The organism is uncultured Senegalimassilia sp. (genome assembly GCF_902464545.1).
Taxonomy (GTDB): domain Bacteria; phylum Actinomycetota; class Coriobacteriia; order Coriobacteriales; family Eggerthellaceae; genus Senegalimassilia.
In genome coordinates, this window is record NZ_CABQJR010000019.1 from 1 (window position 1) to 19969 (window position 19969).

At 65.0% G+C, this 19969-nt stretch carries 15 protein-coding genes and 1 other RNA gene; 1 reads left to right on the forward strand and 15 read right to left on the reverse strand.

What is annotated here, in order from left to right:
* From dnaX to leuB, 10 genes are all read right to left on the reverse strand, one after another.
* On the reverse strand, nt 1-1327 hold a 1327-nt coding region (gene dnaX / locus RDW26_RS06370; RefSeq protein ID WP_307982951.1), incomplete at its 3' end, for a DNA polymerase III subunit gamma/tau.
* Between the two features lie 214 nt (nt 1328-1541).
* On the reverse strand, nt 1542-2201 hold the full coding sequence (locus tag RDW26_RS06375; RefSeq protein WP_042434784.1) for a VTT domain-containing protein: 660 nt from the start codon (nt 2199-2201) through the stop codon (nt 1542-1544).
* 81 nt (nt 2202-2282) lie between these two features.
* Nucleotides 2283-2378: signal recognition particle sRNA small type (ffs, locus tag RDW26_RS06380), an RNA gene on the reverse strand.
* 90 nt (nt 2379-2468) lie between these two features.
* Nucleotides 2469-3107, reverse strand: a complete 639-nt coding sequence (locus RDW26_RS06385; protein ID WP_307982952.1) for a TetR/AcrR family transcriptional regulator — start codon at nt 3105-3107, stop codon at nt 2469-2471.
* Nucleotides 3108-3409: 302 nt separating this feature from the next.
* Nucleotides 3410-4708 carry a class I SAM-dependent rRNA methyltransferase gene (locus tag RDW26_RS06390; RefSeq protein WP_307982953.1) on the reverse strand — a complete coding sequence of 433 codons (1299 nt, stop codon included), beginning with the start codon at nt 4706-4708 and terminating at the stop codon, nt 3410-3412.
* 159 nt (nt 4709-4867) lie between these two features.
* Nucleotides 4868-6655, reverse strand: coding sequence for an aspartate--tRNA ligase (gene aspS, locus RDW26_RS06395; RefSeq protein WP_307982954.1), 1788 nt, complete (start codon nt 6653-6655; stop codon nt 4868-4870).
* Between the two features lie 275 nt (nt 6656-6930).
* The gene (gene hisS, locus RDW26_RS06400; RefSeq protein WP_307982955.1) at nt 6931-8298 is read right to left on the reverse strand and encodes a histidine--tRNA ligase; all 1368 of its coding nucleotides are present in this window, start codon (nt 8296-8298) and stop codon (nt 6931-6933) included.
* A 261-nt stretch (nt 8299-8559) separates the two neighbouring features.
* Nucleotides 8560-11358, reverse strand: coding sequence for a hypothetical protein (locus RDW26_RS06405; RefSeq protein WP_307982956.1), 2799 nt, complete (start codon nt 11356-11358; stop codon nt 8560-8562).
* A 233-nt stretch (nt 11359-11591) separates the two neighbouring features.
* Entirely contained in the window at nt 11592-11957 is a 366-nt protein-coding gene (locus RDW26_RS06410; RefSeq protein ID WP_302798565.1) for a histidine triad nucleotide-binding protein, read from the reverse strand.
* Nucleotides 11958-12082: 125 nt separating this feature from the next.
* Entirely contained in the window at nt 12083-13192 is a 1110-nt protein-coding gene (leuB, locus tag RDW26_RS06415) for a 3-isopropylmalate dehydrogenase (RefSeq protein ID WP_298626803.1), read from the reverse strand.
* A gap of 275 nt (nt 13193-13467) precedes the next feature.
* Here leuB and RDW26_RS06420 point away from each other — a divergent pair, with 275 nt between their 5' ends.
* On the forward strand, nt 13468-14805 hold the full coding sequence (locus RDW26_RS06420; RefSeq protein WP_307982957.1) for a hypothetical protein: 1338 nt from the start codon (nt 13468-13470) through the stop codon (nt 14803-14805).
* 369 nt (nt 14806-15174) lie between these two features.
* Here RDW26_RS06420 and leuD read toward each other — a convergent pair whose 3' ends face one another.
* The 5 genes from leuD to RDW26_RS06445 all read right to left on the reverse strand — a co-directional run bounded on the left by leuD (nt 15175) and on the right by RDW26_RS06445 (nt 19848).
* Nucleotides 15175-15672 (reverse strand): 3-isopropylmalate dehydratase small subunit, encoded by a 498-nt coding sequence (leuD, locus tag RDW26_RS06425; protein ID WP_298626807.1) that lies wholly within the window; start codon nt 15670-15672, stop codon nt 15175-15177.
* Between the two features lie 22 nt (nt 15673-15694).
* Nucleotides 15695-16966, reverse strand: coding sequence for a 3-isopropylmalate dehydratase large subunit (leuC, locus tag RDW26_RS06430; RefSeq protein WP_307982958.1), 1272 nt, complete (start codon nt 16964-16966; stop codon nt 15695-15697).
* A 247-nt stretch (nt 16967-17213) separates the two neighbouring features.
* The gene (locus tag RDW26_RS06435; RefSeq protein ID WP_294416563.1) at nt 17214-17720 is read right to left on the reverse strand and encodes a hypothetical protein; all 507 of its coding nucleotides are present in this window, start codon (nt 17718-17720) and stop codon (nt 17214-17216) included.
* Nucleotides 17721-17883: 163 nt separating this feature from the next.
* Entirely contained in the window at nt 17884-18783 is a 900-nt protein-coding gene (locus tag RDW26_RS06440; protein ID WP_307982959.1) for a peptidoglycan-binding protein, read from the reverse strand.
* Between the two features lie 9 nt (nt 18784-18792).
* A complete protein-coding gene (locus tag RDW26_RS06445; protein WP_294416565.1) occupies nt 18793-19848 on the reverse strand; it encodes a polyprenyl synthetase family protein in 1056 nt (351 codons plus the stop codon).
* Between the last annotated feature and the right edge of the window lie 121 nt (nt 19849-19969).

Consider the following 19969-nt stretch of genomic DNA (forward strand, 5'->3'; position numbering starts at 1 on the left):
CAGTCGGACGAGGAACCGCCTGCGGTGCGGCCGCCGGAGCCGCAACCGGCGCAGGGGCTGCAGGAGCCGCAGCCGGCGCAGCAGCAGACGCAGCGGCAGCGGGCGCAGGGGCCGCGGGGGCAGGGGCCGAAACGAGCGCCGCCGGGGTAGCATGCGCCGCAGCGACCGGCGAAGCGGCCACGGCGACCCCGGAGCGCTCCAAAGCCTCGACGCGCTCCGCAAGCGCGGCAAGCGTCAGATCGCCTTCCGGGCGAACCATGCGCGTGCAGCCGATCTCGAACGACAGACGCGGGTTGGTAGAGGTTTTCAGCTCGGCCATGACGTCGCCGAGCACCTGCAGCATGCGTGCCAGGCGATCGGTGCCGAACAGGGGCAGTTCATCGGCAAGCTGACGACGCTCCGACGCGCTGACATCAAGCGCCACGTCGGTGCCCGCCAAGCTCATCACGTACAGATTGCGCACGTGCTGAGCAAGCTCGCGCGCGAACTGCGCCAGGTCGGAGCCAGATTCGACGAACTCCGCCACCCAATTGAAGCATGCCGCGGCATCGCGCTTGCCAAGAGCCTGCACGATGTTGGCCAGATCGCCGGAGTCCACGCCGCCGAGCATGCGTTCGGCAACGGCCAGCGTGACCTTGCCCTCGCCGAACGCGATGGTCTGCTCAAGCGAGGTGAGCGCGTTGCGCATGCCGCCGCCGGCGTGATGGGCGATCAGATCGAGCGCGTCGCCTTCGAACTCCACGCCCTCGGCCACGCACACCGCGCCCAAGCGCGAGACGATGGACTCGTTGGATATGCGGCGGAAATCGAAGCGCTGGCAACGCGAATGGATGGTCTCCGGCACCTTCTGCGGGTCGGTGGTTGCCAGGATGAACACCACGTGATCGGGAGGTTCCTCCAACGTCTTGAGCAGCGCGTTGAACGCCGCGATGGACAGCATGTGGACCTCGTCGATGATATAGACCTTGTAACGGCCGCGCGTGGGCGCGAACTGCACGCGGTTGATGATCTCCTCGCGCACGTTCTCCACGCCCGTGCGGCTTGCCGCGTCGAGCTCGTAGACGTCGGGATGCACGCCCTCGGCGATCATCTGACAATCCTCGCAGGCGCCATCCGGGTCGGGCGTCGGGCCCTTCTCGCACAGCAGCGCCTTGGCAAGCAGGCGCGCCGTGGTGGTCTTGCCCGTGCCGCGCGGGCCGCAGAACAGGTAGGCATGGCTGACCTTGTCCTGCTCGATGGCGTTTTTGATGGTACGCTCGATCTGCTCCTGCCCCACCACGTCCTCGAAGATCTGCGGACGGTATTTGCGGTACAGCGCCTCTGCCATGTGGTTGCTCCTTGCCCTGCGTGCGGATATGCGAAAGCCCGGGAAGCCCGGGCGTTATGGTCTGCCACCATTATACGGGCATCCCGCTACGGCCGCGCGCCAGACGCCGCCGAACACGAAAAACGCCCGGAGCCTGCAAGCCCCGGGCGCATCATGGCGCATCCTGCAACGGATGCGTCAACGAAGATTCCCGCGAATAGGCGCGAATGCCGCGCTACGCCTTCTTCTTGCGGCCGTTCAGAGCCGCCTTCACCGCGCCGATGACCGCCGGCGCGACCGACACGGCCACGATGCCGAGCACGATGACCTCGAAGTGCTCCTGCACGAACGGCACGCCGCCGAAGAAGTAGCCCACCAGCACGAACAGGCTGACCCAGGAGATGCCGCCGATGGCGTTGAACATCGTGAACTTCGCAAAGTTCATGTGCCCGGTGCCGGCGATGAACGGGGCGAACGTGCGGAAGAAGGGCATGAAGCGCGTGATGACGATGGTAAGCCCGCCGTACTTCTCGAAGAAGCTATCAAGCTTGGCCATGCGCTCGGGCGTGAGCGCCTTGACCTTGCCGGAGTCGATGATGCGCTTGCCGAAGAAGCGCGCGATCCAGTAGTTGGAAGTGTTGCCCAAGATGGCCGCCGCGTAAAACACCAGCAGCGTGGCGCCCAGGTGCAGCCCGCCTCCATCGGCAGAGAAGACGCCGGCTGCGAACAACAGCGAGTCGCCAGGCAAAAACGGGAAGAATACCAAGCCCGTTTCCACGAACACGATCAAGAACAGCGGCGTGTACACCCACACCGCGCCCAGCGTGATGATCCATCCGGCGATGGCGCCGCGCGGGTCGCTTAAGAGGTTAAGGAAGAAATCGATGATACCCATATGTGCCTTTCGAACGCCGTTTCACCCCGATTTGCAAGCATCCGGGGCGCAGCCCTCCCGTTTTTGGGCGCAAAAAGAGCATCCTATATGGGACAGGGCGCTCGTCAGAGGCCCCTTATGGCTGCTTCCTCCCGGACCTGACCAGGTTCGGAACTTGGCGCCGCCCCGACCCATATAAGATGCTCGTTTCGACTTGGGCTAGTATACCGGCGCCCCGCTCCCGCTGCGGGCGCAGGGCGCAAGCGTTACCAAATGTACACAGGCGCTTTACACCGACTTGACGCTTGGCAGCACGCCGTTGAGGCCGTCGAACAAACACGCGCTGGTCACCCCGGCAAGGCTTTCGAGCGGGATCTCGGAATCGGCGATGAGCCAGCGGCGGTACACCGCCACCAGGCCAGCGCAAAAAAACGACACGATGTAAGGCACATACGGATCGTCGCGGCGCAGGCCGAGCACGTTGTCCTCCATGAGCACATCGACCAGGCTTGCCTCCAGGCGGTCGAGCACGTCTTGCAGCGACACATGCTGCAGCACCCGCTTGCTGCGCGTCATATCAGGGGCCAAGGCCAGGCTGATGCTTTGGAACAGCTTGCTCACGTCAAGCCCCTTGTCGCCATCCGAGCGCAGCGCCTCGCGACAGCTGGCGACGATCTTCTGGGCCTCGTCGCGGATGACCTCGTCCACCAGGTCGCTTACCGAGCGATAGTGCAGGTAGAACGTCTTGCGGTCGATATCGGCCTCGCGCGCCACGGAGGCGATGGTGATCTTGTGGTAGTCCTGGTTCTCCATCAGCTTGAAGAACGCCTCGCGGATGGCCTTGCGCGTGCGTACCACGCGGCGATCGGTGGACCTGCGCAGGTCTTTTGCCGTCGTTTCGTCCTTCGGCGCAATCGGGTCTGACACCTTATACCCCTCGTTTCCTGGTTACTCGCCGGCATGCGGCTGCCCTTGTTCGTCTTAGCGAGATCGCTGCTGCGATAGCTTCATACGTTAATCAACATCGGACCATTTTGTGGATACTTATCCTCGTTCGTTGCAAAACGGTCGATTGCAGAATACCAGAATCCCACCGCATTTGGGGAACGTAGATTACTTCCCACCTGTTTATTTTCCAGGAAAGCTGTCGAAACGGCTCGATATGGGTTGCGAGCGGCTTTTGCGCAACGGCGAAAAACGGGCGCGGCATCATGCCGCGCCCGTTTGCGTTACACCACCTGGAAGATGAAGAACTTCAGGTAGTCGGTTTCGGGGACGCCCCAGACGATGGGGTGATCGGGCGCCTGCTGACGCTCCTCGATCTGGCGCAGCTGCACGCCCGCATCGTGCGCGGCGCTGGCAACCACATGCTTGAAGCGCTCGGTGTCCATGAAGTGGCTGCAGCTACAGGTTGCCAGATAGCCGCCGCGCGGCAGCAGCTTCATGGCGCGGTAGTTGATCTCCTTGTAGCCGCGCGAGGCGCTTTGGATGGTTTTGCGGCTCTTCGTGAACGCCGGCGGATCGAGCACGATGAAATCGTACGTGCGGTCATGCGCGGCCTCAAGCGCCGGCAGCAGGTCGAACACGTTCGTGGCCGTGAAGTCCATGCGCTCCTCCAGGCCGTTGAGCTGCGCGTTCTTGCGCGCCTGCGCCACGGCGAGCTCGGAGATATCCACGGCGTTCACATACGCCGCGCCGCCATGGGCGGCGTTGAGCGCGAAGCTGCCCGTGTGCGTGAAGCAGTCGAGCACGTGCTTTCCCGCGGCAAGCTTGGCCACCGCGCGACGGTTGTACTTCTGGTCCAGGAAAAAGCCCGTCTTCTGACCGTTCTCGAAATCCACCTCGTAGCGCACGCCGTTTTCGACGATCTGCGTGGCGGTGGGACCGAAGCCCTCGGTGCCCGGCGCGCCCGGTGCCAGCGGATCGAGGCTTGCTTGGCCGCCTTCGTCGGCCGCACCCGCGAACCAACCGGCCGTGAGCTCAAGGCCCTCCAACTTGCGGGTTGCCACATCGTTGCGCTCGTACAAGCCGCGGATGGCCACGCCGTCCTCGGCGAGCACCTCGAGCAGCACCGGGAAGATCACCGGCTTGAGCTGCTCCATACCCACGGACAGCGTTTCTGCCACCAGCACGTCGTTGAAGCGGTCCACCACCAGGCCCGGGAAGCCGTCTGCCTCCGAGAACAGCACGCGGCAGCAGCTGGCGTCTTCGCCCATGACGGTTTTGCGGTACTCCCACGCCCACGCCACCTTGCGCTTCCAGAACGCGCGATCGAACGCGTCGTTGGCGTTGCGCGTGATAAGGCGGATGCGAATCTTGCTGCTTTTCGACAGCAGGCCCGTGCCCAGGTACGACCCCTTGCGATTCACCACGTCGATGAGACTGCCGTTTGCAACCTCATCGCCCTGCCCCGGCGCACCCTCCATGAACAGCACCTCGGCCTCGTATACCCACGGATGCCCCTTGGCCAACGCATGCTCGCCCTTCGGCGTGATGGTGGCGCGAGGATACGGACGTTGAGCTTTCATGAGGGTCCTTTCAGGAACGAAGAATTCAAGAATCGCAGGTGGCGTAAAAGCCAGCGAAGGCCGCTGCGGTGCCCCGCATTCGCGCGAACGCAAAGGCGGGGTGCCGCAGCGGCCCACAGCTTCAAGCAATTGCGCCGGCCGTTAGGCCAGCGCAACCTATTACAGCAGTCGCAGGGAGACTTCCTTGAGCTGGCGGCCGGTGACGGCGTTCGGGGCGCCGGTCATGGGGTCGGAAGCGCTGGAGGTCTTCGGGAAGGCGATGACGTCGCGGATGGACTGCTTGCCGGCCAGCAGCATGACCAGGCGATCGAGACCCAGTGCGATGCCGCCGTGCGGCGGGGCGCCCAGCTCGAGCGCGTGGATGAGGTGGCCGAACTTCTCTTCCATCTGCTCATCTTCCACGCCCAGGCGGCGAAGCACGCGCTTCTGCAGCTCGGCGTTGTGGATACGGATGGAGCCGCCACCCATCTCGAAGCCATCCATGACGATATCGTAGGAGTAGCTCGAGCACGCCAGCGGATCGGTCTCGATCTTGTCCCAATCGGCCTCGGGGATCATCGTGAACGGATGATGCTCGGCGGCGTACTTCTTCTCCTCCTCGTCATACTTGAACATGGGGAAGTCGACGACCCACAGCAGGGCGTGGCCCTCACGCGGGATGTTCAGGGCCTCGGCCATGTGCAGACGCAGGGCGGAGAGCACGGCGGAAGCAGTGCCATAGGTATCGGCGGCGAACAGCAGCAAGTCGCCCGGCTCGACGCCGGCGGCCTGCTTGATGGCGCCGTGGACCTCGTCGCCGAGGAACTTGATGATGGGGCTCTTGCCCGCAAGCTCGGCGTCGGCGTCGGTGTAGGCGATCCAGGCCATGCCCTTCGCGCCATTGGCGGCAGCCACGTCGGCCAGCTTCTCGATGTCGCCGCGCGACCAGTTGCCGGCGCCCTTGGCGTTGATGCACTTCACGACGTTGCCCGCCTCGACGGCCTTGGAGAACACGCCGAAGCCGCAGCCGCGCACGATGTCGGTGAGCTCGACGAGCTCCATGCCGAAGCGCACGTCGGGACGGTCGCAGCCGAAGCGGTCCATGGCCTCTTTCCACGGCATGCGCTGCAGCGGGAACTCATGCTGCACGCCCGCGGCGGCCAGGACCTCCTTGAACACGCCTTCCATCAGGTCCATGACGTCGGTTTCCTGAACGAAGGACATCTCGATGTCGACCTGCGTGAACTCGGGCTGGCGGTCGGCGCGCAGGTCCTCGTCGCGGAAGCAGCGGGCGATCTGGTAATAGCGCTCGATGCCGCCGACCATGAGCATCTGCTTGAACTGCTGCGGGGACTGCGGCAGCGCGTAGAACTTGCCGGGGTTCGGACGGGAGGGCACCAGGTAGTCGCGAGCGCCCTCGGGCGTGGAGTTGGCCAGGATAGGCGTTTCCACCTCGATGAAGCCGCGCTCGTTCAGCGCGGCGCGCATGGCCTGGGCCACGGTGTGGCGCAGGTGCAGGGACTGGTACATCTCCGGACGGCGAAGGTCCATGTAGCGCCACTTCATGCGCGTGGTCTCGTCGGTCTCGATGCCGTCCTCGATGGAGAACGGCGGGGTGACGGATTCGTTGAGCACGTTGACCTTGCTGGCCAGCACCTCGATCTCGCCGGTGGCCATGTTCGGGTTCACGGCGTCGGCGCCGCGATCGCGCACCGTGCCGGTGATCTGCAGGGCGTACTCGCGGCCCAGATGCTCGGCCTTGTGGAAGTCCTCCTCGGGCACGCAATCGGGGTCGACGACCACCTGGGTGTAGCCGGTGCGATCGCGCAGGTCGCAGAAGATCAGCCCGCCGTGATCGCGGTTGTGCCACGCCCAACCGCACAGCGTGACCTCGCGGCCCACGTCGGACTTGCGCAGCTCGCCGCACGTTGCGTCGTGCATGCAAAACTCGTTGATGTAATCCGTCATTCTCTCTTGCTCCTTGCAATGCTTTATGGGCGCCCGGCCGCAAGCGCGGGCCCGGGTTGTTGCTCAAACCTAGCCATTGTACATCACGAAAGGAGCCGGAAACCATACCGGCTTCCAGCTCCTTTGAAAATGCCATGGTTGCAGCGCCGCGGGGTGAACAGGGGACGGAGGTGTGTTCACCGGAAACGCCTTCGGAATGACCAGGAGATGATCGGGTGAACACACCTCCGTCCCCTGTTCATGCCCTGTTCACGTGGCTGCGCGGCGATTGCGGGTTATTCCTCGCCGGCGAACACGTCCTCGATGCTGGCATGCGCGCCTCCGAAAGGCTCGCCACCGAACTGGGCCAGCAGTGCTTTGGCCTGATCGAGCTTCACCAGGCGCTCGTGATGGGTGGACATGTTGCGCACCTTCACCTGACCTGCGGCCAGCTCGTCGGGGCCGAGCACGGCGACCATGCGCGAGCCCACCTTGTCAGCCAGCTTGAACTGGCTTTTCAGGCTGCGGTGCTGGTGGTCCATCTCGGCGGTCACGCCCGCATCGCGGCATGCCTGCACCAGGCTGAACGCCTCGGCGCGCACGGAATCGTCCACGCACGCCACGAAGATGTCGCAATGCTGGGCGCTCGGGAACGCCTGACCCGCTGCCTGGATGGCCAGCGCACAGCGCTCGTAGCCCAGCGCGAAGCCGAAGCCCGGCGTGGGACGACCGCCCACTTCCTCGGCCAGCTTGTCGTAGCGACCGCCGCCGCCGATGGCGTTTTGGCTGCCCATGCCCTGATCGACCTGCACCTCGAACACGGTGCGCGTGTAGTAGTCAAGGCCGCGGACCAGCGTGGGGTCCTCGATATAGGAGATGCCCGCGCCGTCCAGGTAGGTTTTCACGGCCTGATAATGCTCACGGCAGTCATCGCACAGGTAGTCCGAGATCTTCGGGGCGCCCTCCATGACCTCGGCGCAGCCGGGGTTCTTGCAGTCGAAGGCGCGTAGCGGGTTGATCTCGGCGCGGCGCATGCACTCCTCGCACATATGCTCGGCATGGGCGTTCATGTACTCACGCACGGCCTCGCGGTACTTCGGACGGCACTGCTCGCAGCCCATGGAGTTCACCAGCAGGCGCGTGGCGTCCATGGGGACGCCGATGGCGGCGTAGAAGCGCATGAGCATGATGATGCCCTCGGCGTCGACGCTGGGGTCCTCCGCGCCCAGGCATTCGATGCCCACCTGGTTGAACATGCGCTGACGGCCCTTCTGCGGGCGCTCGGCGCGGAACATCGGGCCGGCGTACATGAGCTTGGCCGGAGCCGCGCCCTGCGGCACCAGGTCATGCTGCACCACGGCGCGCACCACGCCAGCGGTGCCCTCGGGGCGCAGGCTCAGACGGCTTTTCGCCTTGATGGTGCCGCCGTCGATGACGCGCTTGAAGTTCTCGCCGGAGATGGCGGTGAACATCTCCTTGGACACCACGTCGGTGGCCTGGCCGATGCCGCGCACGAACAGGTCGGTCTGCTCGAACAGCGGCGTCTCGATGGGCTGATAGCCGTAACGGGCGAAGATGCCGAACGCGGTGTCGCGGAAATGCGCCCAGAACTTCGCCTCATCGGGCAGAAGATCGCGCGTTCCCTCCGGGGAGTTGATTGCCATGACGGTTCCTTACTTCCGATAACTCATGTTCCGATGGTACGGACGGTTGAAAACGGTTAACCCTTGCATTGTAGCGCAGACGCGGCCGCACGGCGGCCCGCCGGCCGCAGCCCCACGCAATCAGCGCGGCAGCAGGGCGGCCGACGGGCTCAACGGCCGCACGCAGGCAGCGCGGCCGCGGAACGGCTGACGGGCGCGGCAGTTGCCCGCAGACAGCGGCCGGCAAGCGCAGCGGTTGCCCACAAGCGGCGGCGAGCGACGTTACGCGGGCTCGCCGAAGCTGCGTAGCACACCCATGAGCGCGTCGTCGGGACGATGGCGCAGGCGCGTGGCGAGCAGGCTGCGGGCCACGTTGGCAAGGCCGGCATCGCAGGCGGCGGACAGGGCCGCATCGATGACGTCGAGCGTCTCGGACGCGGGTGCGCAAGGGATGCCCTCGGCGGCAAGGGCCGCCTCCACACCGCCTGCCGGCGGGATGGATGCGCCGGTCTCGGCCACCAGCTCGCGCAGCTCGGCCGTGGCCTGCATGGCGATGGACGGCGATGCCTCGACCGCCTTCAGATAGCACGCCACGCCCGCGTCGGCGCTGCCGCGCTTCCACATCACGTATCCCAGCTGGTAGTACATGAGCGCGATGTCGGTGGGCTGCAGGGAGACGCGAAGGCCCGCGCGCAGCGCGTCGAAGGCGCGGCCCATATCGCCTTGCAGCATATAGGCGCGCCCGAGCACCCGGTAGCCCATGGCGCACGACGGGCCCATGGCCACGGCGGCGCGGCCGTAGCGCAGCGCCTCGTCGGCGCGCTCGAACGAACGCTCCAGCAAGTGCGTGACCTCCAGATGGCACAGGTAGAACGAGTCGGGCACCACGCGCACGCGCTTGCCGGCGTCGGCAGCGGCATCGGGAACCGCGACGCTTTCGGATGCCGGATCGACTGCAGGCCCCTGACCAGAGTCGACGGGATTGCCATCAATCGGTACCATCTGTGTTGCACGGGAAACGTTGTACAGCACCCTGGCGCTGTAGCTGTCGAACGCGCGGTACACCTCCTGGGAGCCATCGGCGAAACCGTCGAGCAGCTGGGCCTCGGCAATGGCGCCGGTGAGCGCCTCCACGGCGGCTGCGGGATCGGTCTCGGCAAGAGAATGCGCGCGGCCGAGCGCTACCAAGCAGCGGTCATCGCCCAAGAAGCGCCCCACCACCGCGTTCTGGTCGGCGGCGTCGATGGATCCCTCGGCAAGCGCGGCCATCAGGCGCGTGCAGGCGGATACGGCACGCTCGTCCTTCGCTTCGAGCGCGGCGGACTGCACGCGGCGCACGGCGGCGATGGCCTCGGTGGCGCTTTGCGCTTCCACAAGCGAATCCGCCAGGCCCTCGGCCATGCGGCGATACGCCGTGTCGTATTCGATATCGAGATCGCGCTCGCACTTCGCGCCCAGGGGTCCTTGCGCCCACGCCGGAAGCTCACCCGCTTGGTCATCGGCGCTCCACGACTCGAACACGGGGTGCATGACGCGCTGGCGCGGCACCTGGGCGTCGGCAACGTCATAACGCGCTCCCGCGGCATCAAGCAGTTCGCGAGGCTCGCCCGCGATAGCCTGTTTGAAACCGCCGCGCTCGGCATGCAGCGCACGATCCAGATCGACCTCGAACAGCGCCGTTTCCCGGGCATCACGCGGCTGTTCCGATGCGGCGGGCGCGCCCAGCACGGCGGGAACAGCCTGCTTGGGTCCTGCGGCAGGCGCATCCTGCGAAGCCTGAGGGTCGGGCAGCGGGAACGCCATCAGCTTCACCTGGGCAATGCCCGGCTCGGTGGCGAAAGCGTGGTCGACGAGCAGCAGGCCGACGCGCATGACGTAGGGAAGCGCGGCCCCCTCTTCGCCGCCCGCAGCGCCCGGCACCATGCCCTCCGGCGGCATAGTCAGGCAAAACGCCGCCTGACCGGCGCCGATATCACCCGCCAGCTCCACATCCACGCGCACGGGAAGGCGCAGCTGCTCGATGGCCAGCGCCAAACGGCAGCGCGTGCCCCATTCGCCGCCCTCATGCCCGGACGGGGCGCCCTCGGGCATGCCGCCCGCCAGGTCCTGTTCGCCCACCGCAACGAACAGCTGCGCATCGGCTTGACGGCACTCGTCAAGCCCCGCGGCATCGGCGCGATCGCCCATGCGCTCGCACAGCAGGATGAAGCGGTTGAGCGCCGCCTCTATCCCCCACAGCTCCTGGTCGGAGATGTCGGCATCCTCCAGGTTGCGGACCAGATAGGCCAGGTGCGCGTACTTCGTGGAACGCACCAGGCGCACGGCCTCGTCGGAGACGCCGCGCTCGTGGATGGCGAACAGCCCGGCCTGCTCAAGGTGCTCCAGCAGAAGCTTGACGGCACCGGGGGCGTCAAGCTGGGGGTCCGCCATCGCACGCTGGACCTGGCCCGCAAGCTCGCGCAGCGCCTCGAAGGGCTTTTCGGGCCCCAAAGCGTCGAACACGCCCATGACGCCGCGGCTAGGGACGGCCGGCGCGCCCATGGCCGGCCGGAAGCACAGCGCAAAGTACGCGCGGGCCATGAACTCCTTGTAGGTCATGGCCTTGCGTTCGTCGAAGCGATACCACGTGTCCGATACCTTATATAGATCGGCCGTTCCCTTGTAGGCCGCCACGCATCGCGCCACGTCGCCCTCGCCGTCATGCACATACACGTACCCGGCGGTTTTCACGGCATCCTGCGCCAAGTCGGAGAATCGGGCGATTTCCATGTCGGGAGTGCGCGCCGGCGGAGCAACCTGCGGCTCGTCGCAGGCGAACACGCGCCCGTACCTGTCCAGGTACGCCACGATGCGCATGGCCTGGTCGCTGGGGGAATCGCCCTCCAGATGCACCAGGTACATGCCGCCGCTTTTCGGCTTCGGCCGCATCACGCGGCCGCCCACGACGCCGAACGCCCCGGAAAAAACCGTGCCATCGGCGAGCGCGGGCACGGCATCGCGCAGAACCTTGCAACGCGCGCCCAACAGCTTCTCGTGCGGCTCAAGCCGCCACAAGCCTTCTTTTCCCGCAACCTTTTGCACGCTGAACCATCCTTTCAAATGCTGGCGAATAGCTTACCAGAGTATGGGAGAAGCCGCCGACCTGCTGGCCGACGGCTTCCCGCCATCGATGGATGCGTTATAGCAAAAAGGGCTTCTGAACCGGACGCTTAACGCTACGTCCCCGAAGAGTCTATAGCGAAACGAAAACGCCGCCTGCCTTTACGGCAAGCGGCGTTCTGCGATCGAAGCCTATTGCGCTGCGGTTGCGGGCGCTAGCCCTGCACGCGCTGGGAGTTCTCGAACGTGAAGCGACCCATCTTCACGCCACCCAGGATGTGGATGTGGAAGTGCTTGACCGTTGCAGCGGAGTCGGGGCCGGTGTTCATGACCGTGCGGAAGCCGGACTCGCGCACGCCCTTGAGCTCGGCGACCTTCGGCACCACGGAAAGCATATGGCCGAGCACCTCGGCCGGGATGCCGTCGCACAGGTCGTCGTAGTGCTTCTTCGGGACAAGCAGGGTATGCACGGGAGCCTCGGGCTCGATGTCGTCGAACGCGAAGCAGATATCGTCCTCGTACACCTTGTTCGTGGGGATCTCCCCGGAGATGAGTTTGCAGAACAGGCAGTCATCGGCCATTTGAGGTTCCTTTCGTCGAAGGGGTGCGGCGGCGCGGCGCCGATCCGCACGAACAGTTTACCGCACGGGGCCGCACCGCGACCCCGTGATCCTGTTGCAGCGGGAACTCCCCCGCCGGTCGGTGCTTACAGATGTGCGACCACCAGATCGCCCATGCCGGCGCAACCGACCACCTTGTCGGCGGGCGTCGCGGCATCCTTCAGGTCGCCCGTGCGCCAGCCCTCGTCGAGCACCTCGGTGACCGCGCGGCGGATGTCGTCGGCCGCCTCGTTCATACCGAAGCTGTAACGCAGCATCATCTCGACGGACAGGATCTGCGCCAGCGGGTTGGCGATGCCCTTGCCGGCGATATCCGGGGCGCTGCCGTGGCTGGGCTCGTACAGCGCCGTGGAGTCGCCCAGGCTTGCGGATGCCAACATGCCAAGGGAGCCGGTGATCTGAGCGGCCTCATCGGAGAGGATGTCGCCGAACATATTCTCGGTGACCACTACGTCGAAGTCGGCAGGACGGTTGATCAGCTGCATGGCAGTGTTGTCCACCAGCAGGTCCTCGATCTGCACGTCGGGGTACTCCTGCTCGCCGATGCGGTGCACGATCTCGCGCCACATGCGGCTGGTCTCGAGCACGTTGGCCTTATCGACGCTGGTCACCTTGCCGCGGCGCTTGCGAGCCGCCTCGAACGCCTGGCGGGCGATGCGCTCCACCTCGTATTCGCGGTACTCGAGCGTATCGTAGGCGCGCTGGCCCTTGGCGCCGTCGGTGCCGGCACCTTCCTCGTCGTAGAAGCGCTCGCGCTTGCCGAAGTACAGGCCACCGGTGAGCTCGCGCACGATCATGAGGTCGACGCCCTCGATGACCTCGGGTTTAAGCGTGGAAGCGCCTGCGAGCGCATCGAAGATCTGCACGGGGCGCAGGTTGGTGTACAGGCCCAGTCCCTTGCGGATGCCCAGAAGACCCGCCTCGGGACGCGGTGCGCCCGGGTCGGTGGTATCCCATTTCGGCCCGCCCACAGCGGCAAGCAGCACGGCATCGGCGGCTTTCGCGGCTTCGAGCGTTGCGGCCGGCAGCGGATCGCCCTCCGCGTCGATGGCGGCGCCGCCGATAAGCGACTCCTTGCAATCGAAGCGCGTGTCGTACTTCGCGCCGACGGCGTTGAGGACCTTCACGCCCTCCGCGATGATCTCAGGGCCGATGCCATCGCCCGGCAGCAGGCAGATGTCGTATTGCTTCGTCATGATGCGAGCCTCTTTCAAAAAGTGATTCGGTTACGTTCACATAGTAACGCAGTAGGGCTTCCAAACAGCCTATTCCCGTGGGAAATATGGATATGTCCACGCAGGACGATGCGCGCTTTGGCGACGAAGCGGCGGCGCCGTCATCCGGGCGTTTTCGCGAAATGGGCCGCTCCATTGCCGGAGGTGCTGCTTTTTGGGCCGCGCGGGGCTTGCCGCAGGCACGGCGGCTCAGGCATACTCGCAAGCAACAGCCCCTACGCCCAAGGAGGCCTTATATGGAAGGGTTCTTCGCCATCAAGTGCCGCAACTGCGGCGGCCCCATGTACTCCCACCAGCAAACCCGCAGCTTCGATTGCGCCTATTGCGGGGCGAGCACGCCCTGGACCGAGGGCGGACCGGAGCCGGCACCTGCCATGGGCATCCGCCATACGCCGCTTCAGGTGGTCGACGGCCTGCTGAAGCTGACGCACGTCTCGCAGCTCGAGCCCGCGCAGGATTCCGACTGGTACTACTACAAGCCCTACTGGCGCAACATGTCGCTGCTCGAGCGACTGCTATGGGAAGACCCCGCAACCGCCGACGAGTTCCAAAACGCCGAGCACGTGAGCGTCCCCTGCCCGTTTTGCGGGGCGGCCTTCGAGGGCAAATCCACCCAAAGCGTGTTCGAGTGCCCCTCGTGCGGCAACAAGATCGGCGTCGCCGACCTGCTCAAACCCGGCACGTTCAGCAAGCGGCTTTCCATGGGAACGGGAGCGGAATACATCCCTGAGCAGGCCCTTCCCTGCCGCATCTCCGCCCAGCAGGCGCGCGCGAACGCCCTTGCGCTTGTACACCAGCACCCCGAGGCCTTCGCCGGGCACGACGCGGATAAGGCCATCGGAGAGCAGATGGCGCTCACGTACGTGCCCGTGGAGCTTGCCGACCTGCGTATGATGGCGTCCTTCCCCGGCAAGATGCCGGGGAAGGAATCGCAGGTGTACTTCGAGGTGCTCGATTGGGCATGGCCGAAGACCTATTTCGTCGACATACCGCTCATGGGCCTGCTCGAACCGTGGGACTTCTCGACGGTGGCCCCGTTCGACCCCGCCATGCAGGAAGGCGATTTCCGCGTCATAGCCGTCGAAGGCCTGCTGAAGAAGAGCGCCGTCATCGACAAGCTAACGTATTCGCTGGCGGGAAACGATGCCGAGAAGGCGTTCGGCTACGGCAAGAAGAGCATGCGTCAATGGGCCCGCAGCGTGCGCAAACACGCATCGGGGTTGATGCTCGTGCCCGTCTATTACGTCGATCGTCCCGCCTCGGACGGGCGCGATGGCGAGCAGGTACGCATAGCCGTGAACGGGCAGACGGGCCGCGCCGCAGCCGTGGTGTTCAGCGAGAAAAAGGAAATCCACGTGCAGGCGCCGCTCAACCCCGGCCTTTATCTGTCCGCCGAGAGCACCGTGCATGCAACGCCCATCGAAGTGAAGTACGCGAAATCGCCGTTTTTGTACAAGATCGTCCGCATCGGCGGCAACGGGGGCGCCGTCCAAACGGCAACGGCCGGCGAAGGCACGTGCCGGGAAGAGAAACCGCGCCGTAAAGGCCTGCTCAGCAGGATGTTCGGGGAGTAGACGCGTCCCGCCGCACATCCCTGAACCGCAAATGAACAGGGGACGGAGGTGCGTTCACGGTTGGTGAACTGGGGGCGCAGGCGCATTCGCAGCCAAAAGCAGGTGCGAACCGGGGTAGAAGCGCGTTCACGTGTGCAAACAGAGAACGCGGACGCGTCCAGGGAGCATTGCCTGCCCTGAAAGCAAGAGGGCGGCTTGCCATGCGCAAGCCGCCCTCTTCTCAGTTTGCGGTTGGTACCCCACTCCCCCCTCGGAGGGGGGGGACGGTGAACAGGGGACGGAGGTGTGTTCACGAGCTTCCTTCTGCATCGTGAAAGCCAACCGTGAACACACCTCCGTCCCCTGTTCACGAGTCGGCACCGCTAAAAGCTATTCGATGCCGAGCACCTTGCGGGTGCGGTTGATCAGGCCGCCTTCCTCGATGATCTCGCGGATGAACGGCGGGAACGGCTGGGCCTTGAACGTTTCGCCGGTGGTGGTGTTGGTGATGACGCCCGCATCGGCATCGACGTCCACGACATCGCCCTGCTTGATGGCGTCGACGGCCTCGGGGCATTCCATGATGGCCAGACCGGTGTTGATGGAGTTGCGGTAGAAGATGCGCGCGAAGGACTTGGCGATGACCACGTCCACGCCTGCGGCCTTGATGGCGATGGGCGCATGTTCGCGCGAAGATCCGCAGCCGAAGTTCTCGTCGGCCACGATGATGTCGCCTTTCTGCACCTTCTTCACGAAGTCCTTGTCCAGATCCTCCAGGCAGTGCGCTGCCAGCCACTCGGGGTCGGAGGAGTTGAGGTAACGGGCCGGGATGATGACGTCGGTGTCGATGTCGCGGCCGTAACGATGCGCGGTACCCTTGAAATGCATGATCGGTTCCTTCCCTTATCCGTTATTCCGCAATATCCTCGGGCAGGCCGATGTGGCCGAGCACGGCGCTGGCCGCGGCAACCGCCGGGCTTGCCAGGTAGACCTCGGACGTGGGGTCGCCCATGCGGCCGACGAAGTTGCGGTTCGAGGTGGACACGCAGCGCTCGCCGGCGGCCAAGATGCCCATGTAGCCGCCCAAGCACGGGCCGCACGTGGGCGTGGAAACGGCGCAATTGGCATCGAGGAACACGTCCATCAAGCCCTCGGCGATGCACTGCTTGTACACGGCCTGCGTTGCCGGGATGACGATGCAGCGCACGTCGGGGTGCACCTTGCGGCCGCGCAGCACATCGGCGGCCTGACGCATATCCTCCAAACGGCCGTTGGTGCAGCTGCCGATGACGGCCTGGTCGATCTTCACGTCGCGGGATTCCGCCGCCGGGCGCGTGTTGGACGGCAGGTGCGGCCATGCAACGGTAGCTGGGATGTCGGCGGCGTCGATCTCGTACACGTGGGCGTACACGGCGTCGGGGTCGGAATGATATTCGGTATAGGGGCACTCGGTGCGGCCGTCCATGTAGGCGCGCGTGATGTCGTCGACCTCGATAAGGCCCGCCTTGCCGCCGGCCTCGATGGCCATGTTGGAGATGGAAAGGCGCTGGTCCATGGACATGCTGCGGATGGCGCTGCCCGTGAACTCCATGGCCTTGTACAGCGCGCCGTCAACGCCGATCATGCCGATGATGTACAGGATGACGTCCTTGCCGGTGACGCCGGGGGCAAGCTGGCCGTCGATCTTGAACAGCAGGCTTTCGGGCACCTTGAACCACGCCTTGCCCGTGGCATAGCCCACGGCGGCGTCGGTGGAGCCCACGCCGGTGGAGAACGCGCCGAGGGCGCCATAGGTACAGGTATGGGAATCGGCGCCGATGATCAGATCGCCCGCGCCCACGACGCCCTGCTCGGGCAGCAGCGCGTGCTCGACGCCCATGCAGCCGACCTCGTAGTAATGCGTGATGCCCTGTTCACGGGCGAAATCGCGCACCTGCTTGGCCTGCTCGGCGCTTTTGATGTCCTTGTTCGGAACGTAATGGTCGGGAACCAGGGCGATCTTGGTGGGGTCGAACACCTTCTCCACGCCGATCTGCTTGAAATTCTTGATGGCGATAGGCGACGTGATGTCGTTGGAAAGCACCAGGTCGAGATTGCACTCGATCAACTGCCCCGGCTCGACCTCGTCAAGCCCCGCATGGGCGGCCAAGATCTTCTCGGCCATAGTCATGGGACGTGCCATGTTCGCTCCTTCGATTTGCAGCCTCGTTTGCCCGCATACCGGGCGTTTTGAAAAACTGGCTGATTGTACCACCGGCGATTCCCGAAAATATGGAAGAGCCCCGATGGGGCTCTTCTTCGTAACATATTGTTTACGTTTGCTAACGCGAAGGGCGTGTCCGGCTGCTGAAGCTAGACCCGGCAAGGGCCCGAACACGGCCGTCCGAGATACCGTGCGTCGCGGACGGCCATCGCCGCGAAGCTCAACGCTACCAGGTTCCGGCATAGGCGCCGTAGTAGCTGGGATCGACAGCGGCCACGAACGCAGCGAGCATGCCGCCTATCATGACGGTGAAGATGATGCCGGCGAGCATCCATACGGCGAAACCGATGGCGGAGAACTTCACCGCATCATTTTTCACCTGGGGGTACTTATCTGCATTGCACACCCAGGCAAGCAGGATGCCCGGGATGCCCACCAACGCGCCGATGACGAACCAGGCGAACTTCATGCCGCCCGACAGCTTCATGAGCGGCGCCGGGGGATACACCGGCTGCGCATACATGGGCTGTTCGTAGGGCTGATGCTGCTGTGCCTGCGCATACGGCTGCCCGGGCTGGGGCTGGGTCGGAGGCACCTGGGAAGCGCCGGGGCCGCTTTGCGGCTGGTCGCCGGGCTGAGCTTGAGGCTGCTGCTGAGGAACAGGCTGGGCGGGCGTCTGCGGGGAAGCCGGCTGCTCGGTCTGCGGAATGGGGTTATCGTTATGCTCGGTCATGATCGGACCTTTCTCTTGATTGCAGGGGCCGCGTTCGGACCCCGCTTCGATATCCCCAGTATACGCAACGCCCAACCGCTTTAGGCAAACCGTTGCCATCCCGATGCAAAACGGGCGGCCCCGTGGACCGCCCGTTACCTTTGCTTCTTTTCGCTATACGCCCCTACCGCTTCGCGAGCGCCGTGCACAGCGCGTCGAGCAGCGTGATGGCGAAATGCTGAGCCGAACGGCCCACGCCGGCGTCCTCCCACATGCTGCCGGGAAGCTCGACGGCGATGCGCGCCGGATCGGCCTGCATGGCCGCCTCGAGCGCCGACTCCAGGCGCATGGACAGCGTTTCCTCGGGGGCGAACCCCACGCGAGGAGCGTTGCCCGTCTGCTCCTCGGGCAGCACGATGTGCACGAGCAGCATCTGCTCGTCGGGCGCCACCAGCAGGTTATCGGCGCTGACGATCTTCGATGCAGGGTTGGTGGCAAGCGCCAGGTTGCTCATACGCGAAGCCACGCTGCGCGTGAACTCCTGCGTGCCGAACAGGCACAGCGCGTTGCGCTCGAGCACGCCGGCCGCACGCGCGAAGCCCAGGTGAGAGGAGCCGCGCACGGCCTCCTTGCCCTCCCAGGAATGATGCAGGTTGCGGATGGCGGCATACGTGTACGCACCGGCGATGCCATCGGTGGGCAGGCCCAGGTTCGTCTGGAACTTGCGCAGGGCAAGCTCGGTGAACGCGCCGAAGATGCCGTCGATGTCGCCGCAGGCGAAGCCGAGCGCGGAGAGCGCCTTCTGCAGCTGCCGCACGTCATGACCGTGGAAATGGGGCATGCGCAGGTACAGCGTGCGGTCGCCCAGGCAAAACGATGCGTCCACCAGGGCAGCCCACGTTTTCTCGTCCACCTCTTCGCCGCACTCGAGCTGCGCCTGGGAGCGGAAAGCGGCAACTGCCTTCGCCGTTTCAGGCCCGAACAGGCCGTCGACGCAAGCCTCGTCCAGAAGCCCGATACGGGAGAGACGGTGCTGCACGTCCTCGACGGCAGCTCCGGAATCGTTGAGTTTAATGGTTTCCATTGCACCCACCTACTTCAGTCGGTTCACGAACCAATCGGCCATGGAGATCAGCATGTCGCGCGACAGGGACGGCCCCACCTTTTCCACCAAGCGGCCCTTCGCGGCATTGGTTAGGTTCTCGGCGTAGCTGCGCGCATACTCGACGCTGCCCGTGGCCTGCATGATGTCGACCGCCTCGGCGAGCACCGCCGGGTCCTTCTCCTTGGCGGACAAGATCTGGATAAGGCGCTCGCGCGCCTCAGGGGCGGCGTTGGCCAGGGCGTGCACCACCACCAACGTGCGCTTGCCCTCGGTGATGTCGCTGCGGAAATCCTTCTTCGTGGACTCCTCGCTGCCGATGAGGTTGAGCAGGTCGTCCTGGATCTGGAACGCCAGGCCCGTATCAAGGCCGTAGCTGCGCAGGGCCTCCACCTCTTCTGCCGTGCCGCCGCCGATGATGGCGCCCACGGCCAGCGGCACCGCACCGGAGTAATGGGCGGTTTTATGCGTGGCCATAACAAGATAGTCCTCGGGGGTGATATCGTAGCGACCGTCGCGCGCCCATCCGATGTCAAGGGCCTGGCCCTCGATGGTACGGCGCGTCATTTCGATGAGCTCGGAGATAACGCGCACCTTCGTATGATCGTCAAGGTCGGGGTCTTCCACGACCGTGCCGTTCACCAGGGACAAGGCAAGGTCGCCCGCGTTGATGGCAAGGCCGATGCCTTCCGTGCAGTGCATGCACGGCTCGCCGCGGCGAAGCTCCGCCTCGTCGGCGATGTCATCGTGAATGAGAGCCGCGGTATGGAAGTGCTCGATAGCGGCCGCCGCGCTGGTGGCCAGGCGCATGTCGCCACCCACTGCCAGGCATGCGGCGAAGCAGATGAGCGGGCGATGGCGCTTGCCGCCGTTTTCGCTGTACCGCTTCAGGGGCGTGTACAGATAACGATCCATGTCGGGATGCGTTCCCGTGGGAAGATAGGTGTTCACCAGATCCCCTACCTGATCGGCATAGGCCATCAGATAGCCTTCGAAGGTTTTCGGGGGTTCGGCTACGTCTGCGATGATCTCGTTGATGTTCTTCATAGCGCTTTCTTGATTCGAATCGCTTGCATGCTTCATGTCATGGTACCACAAGCGCCTTGCGCTCACGCGCCCCTCCGGACAAGCGGCGCAATCAGCCAAGGAACTTCAAATTGACCGCCGC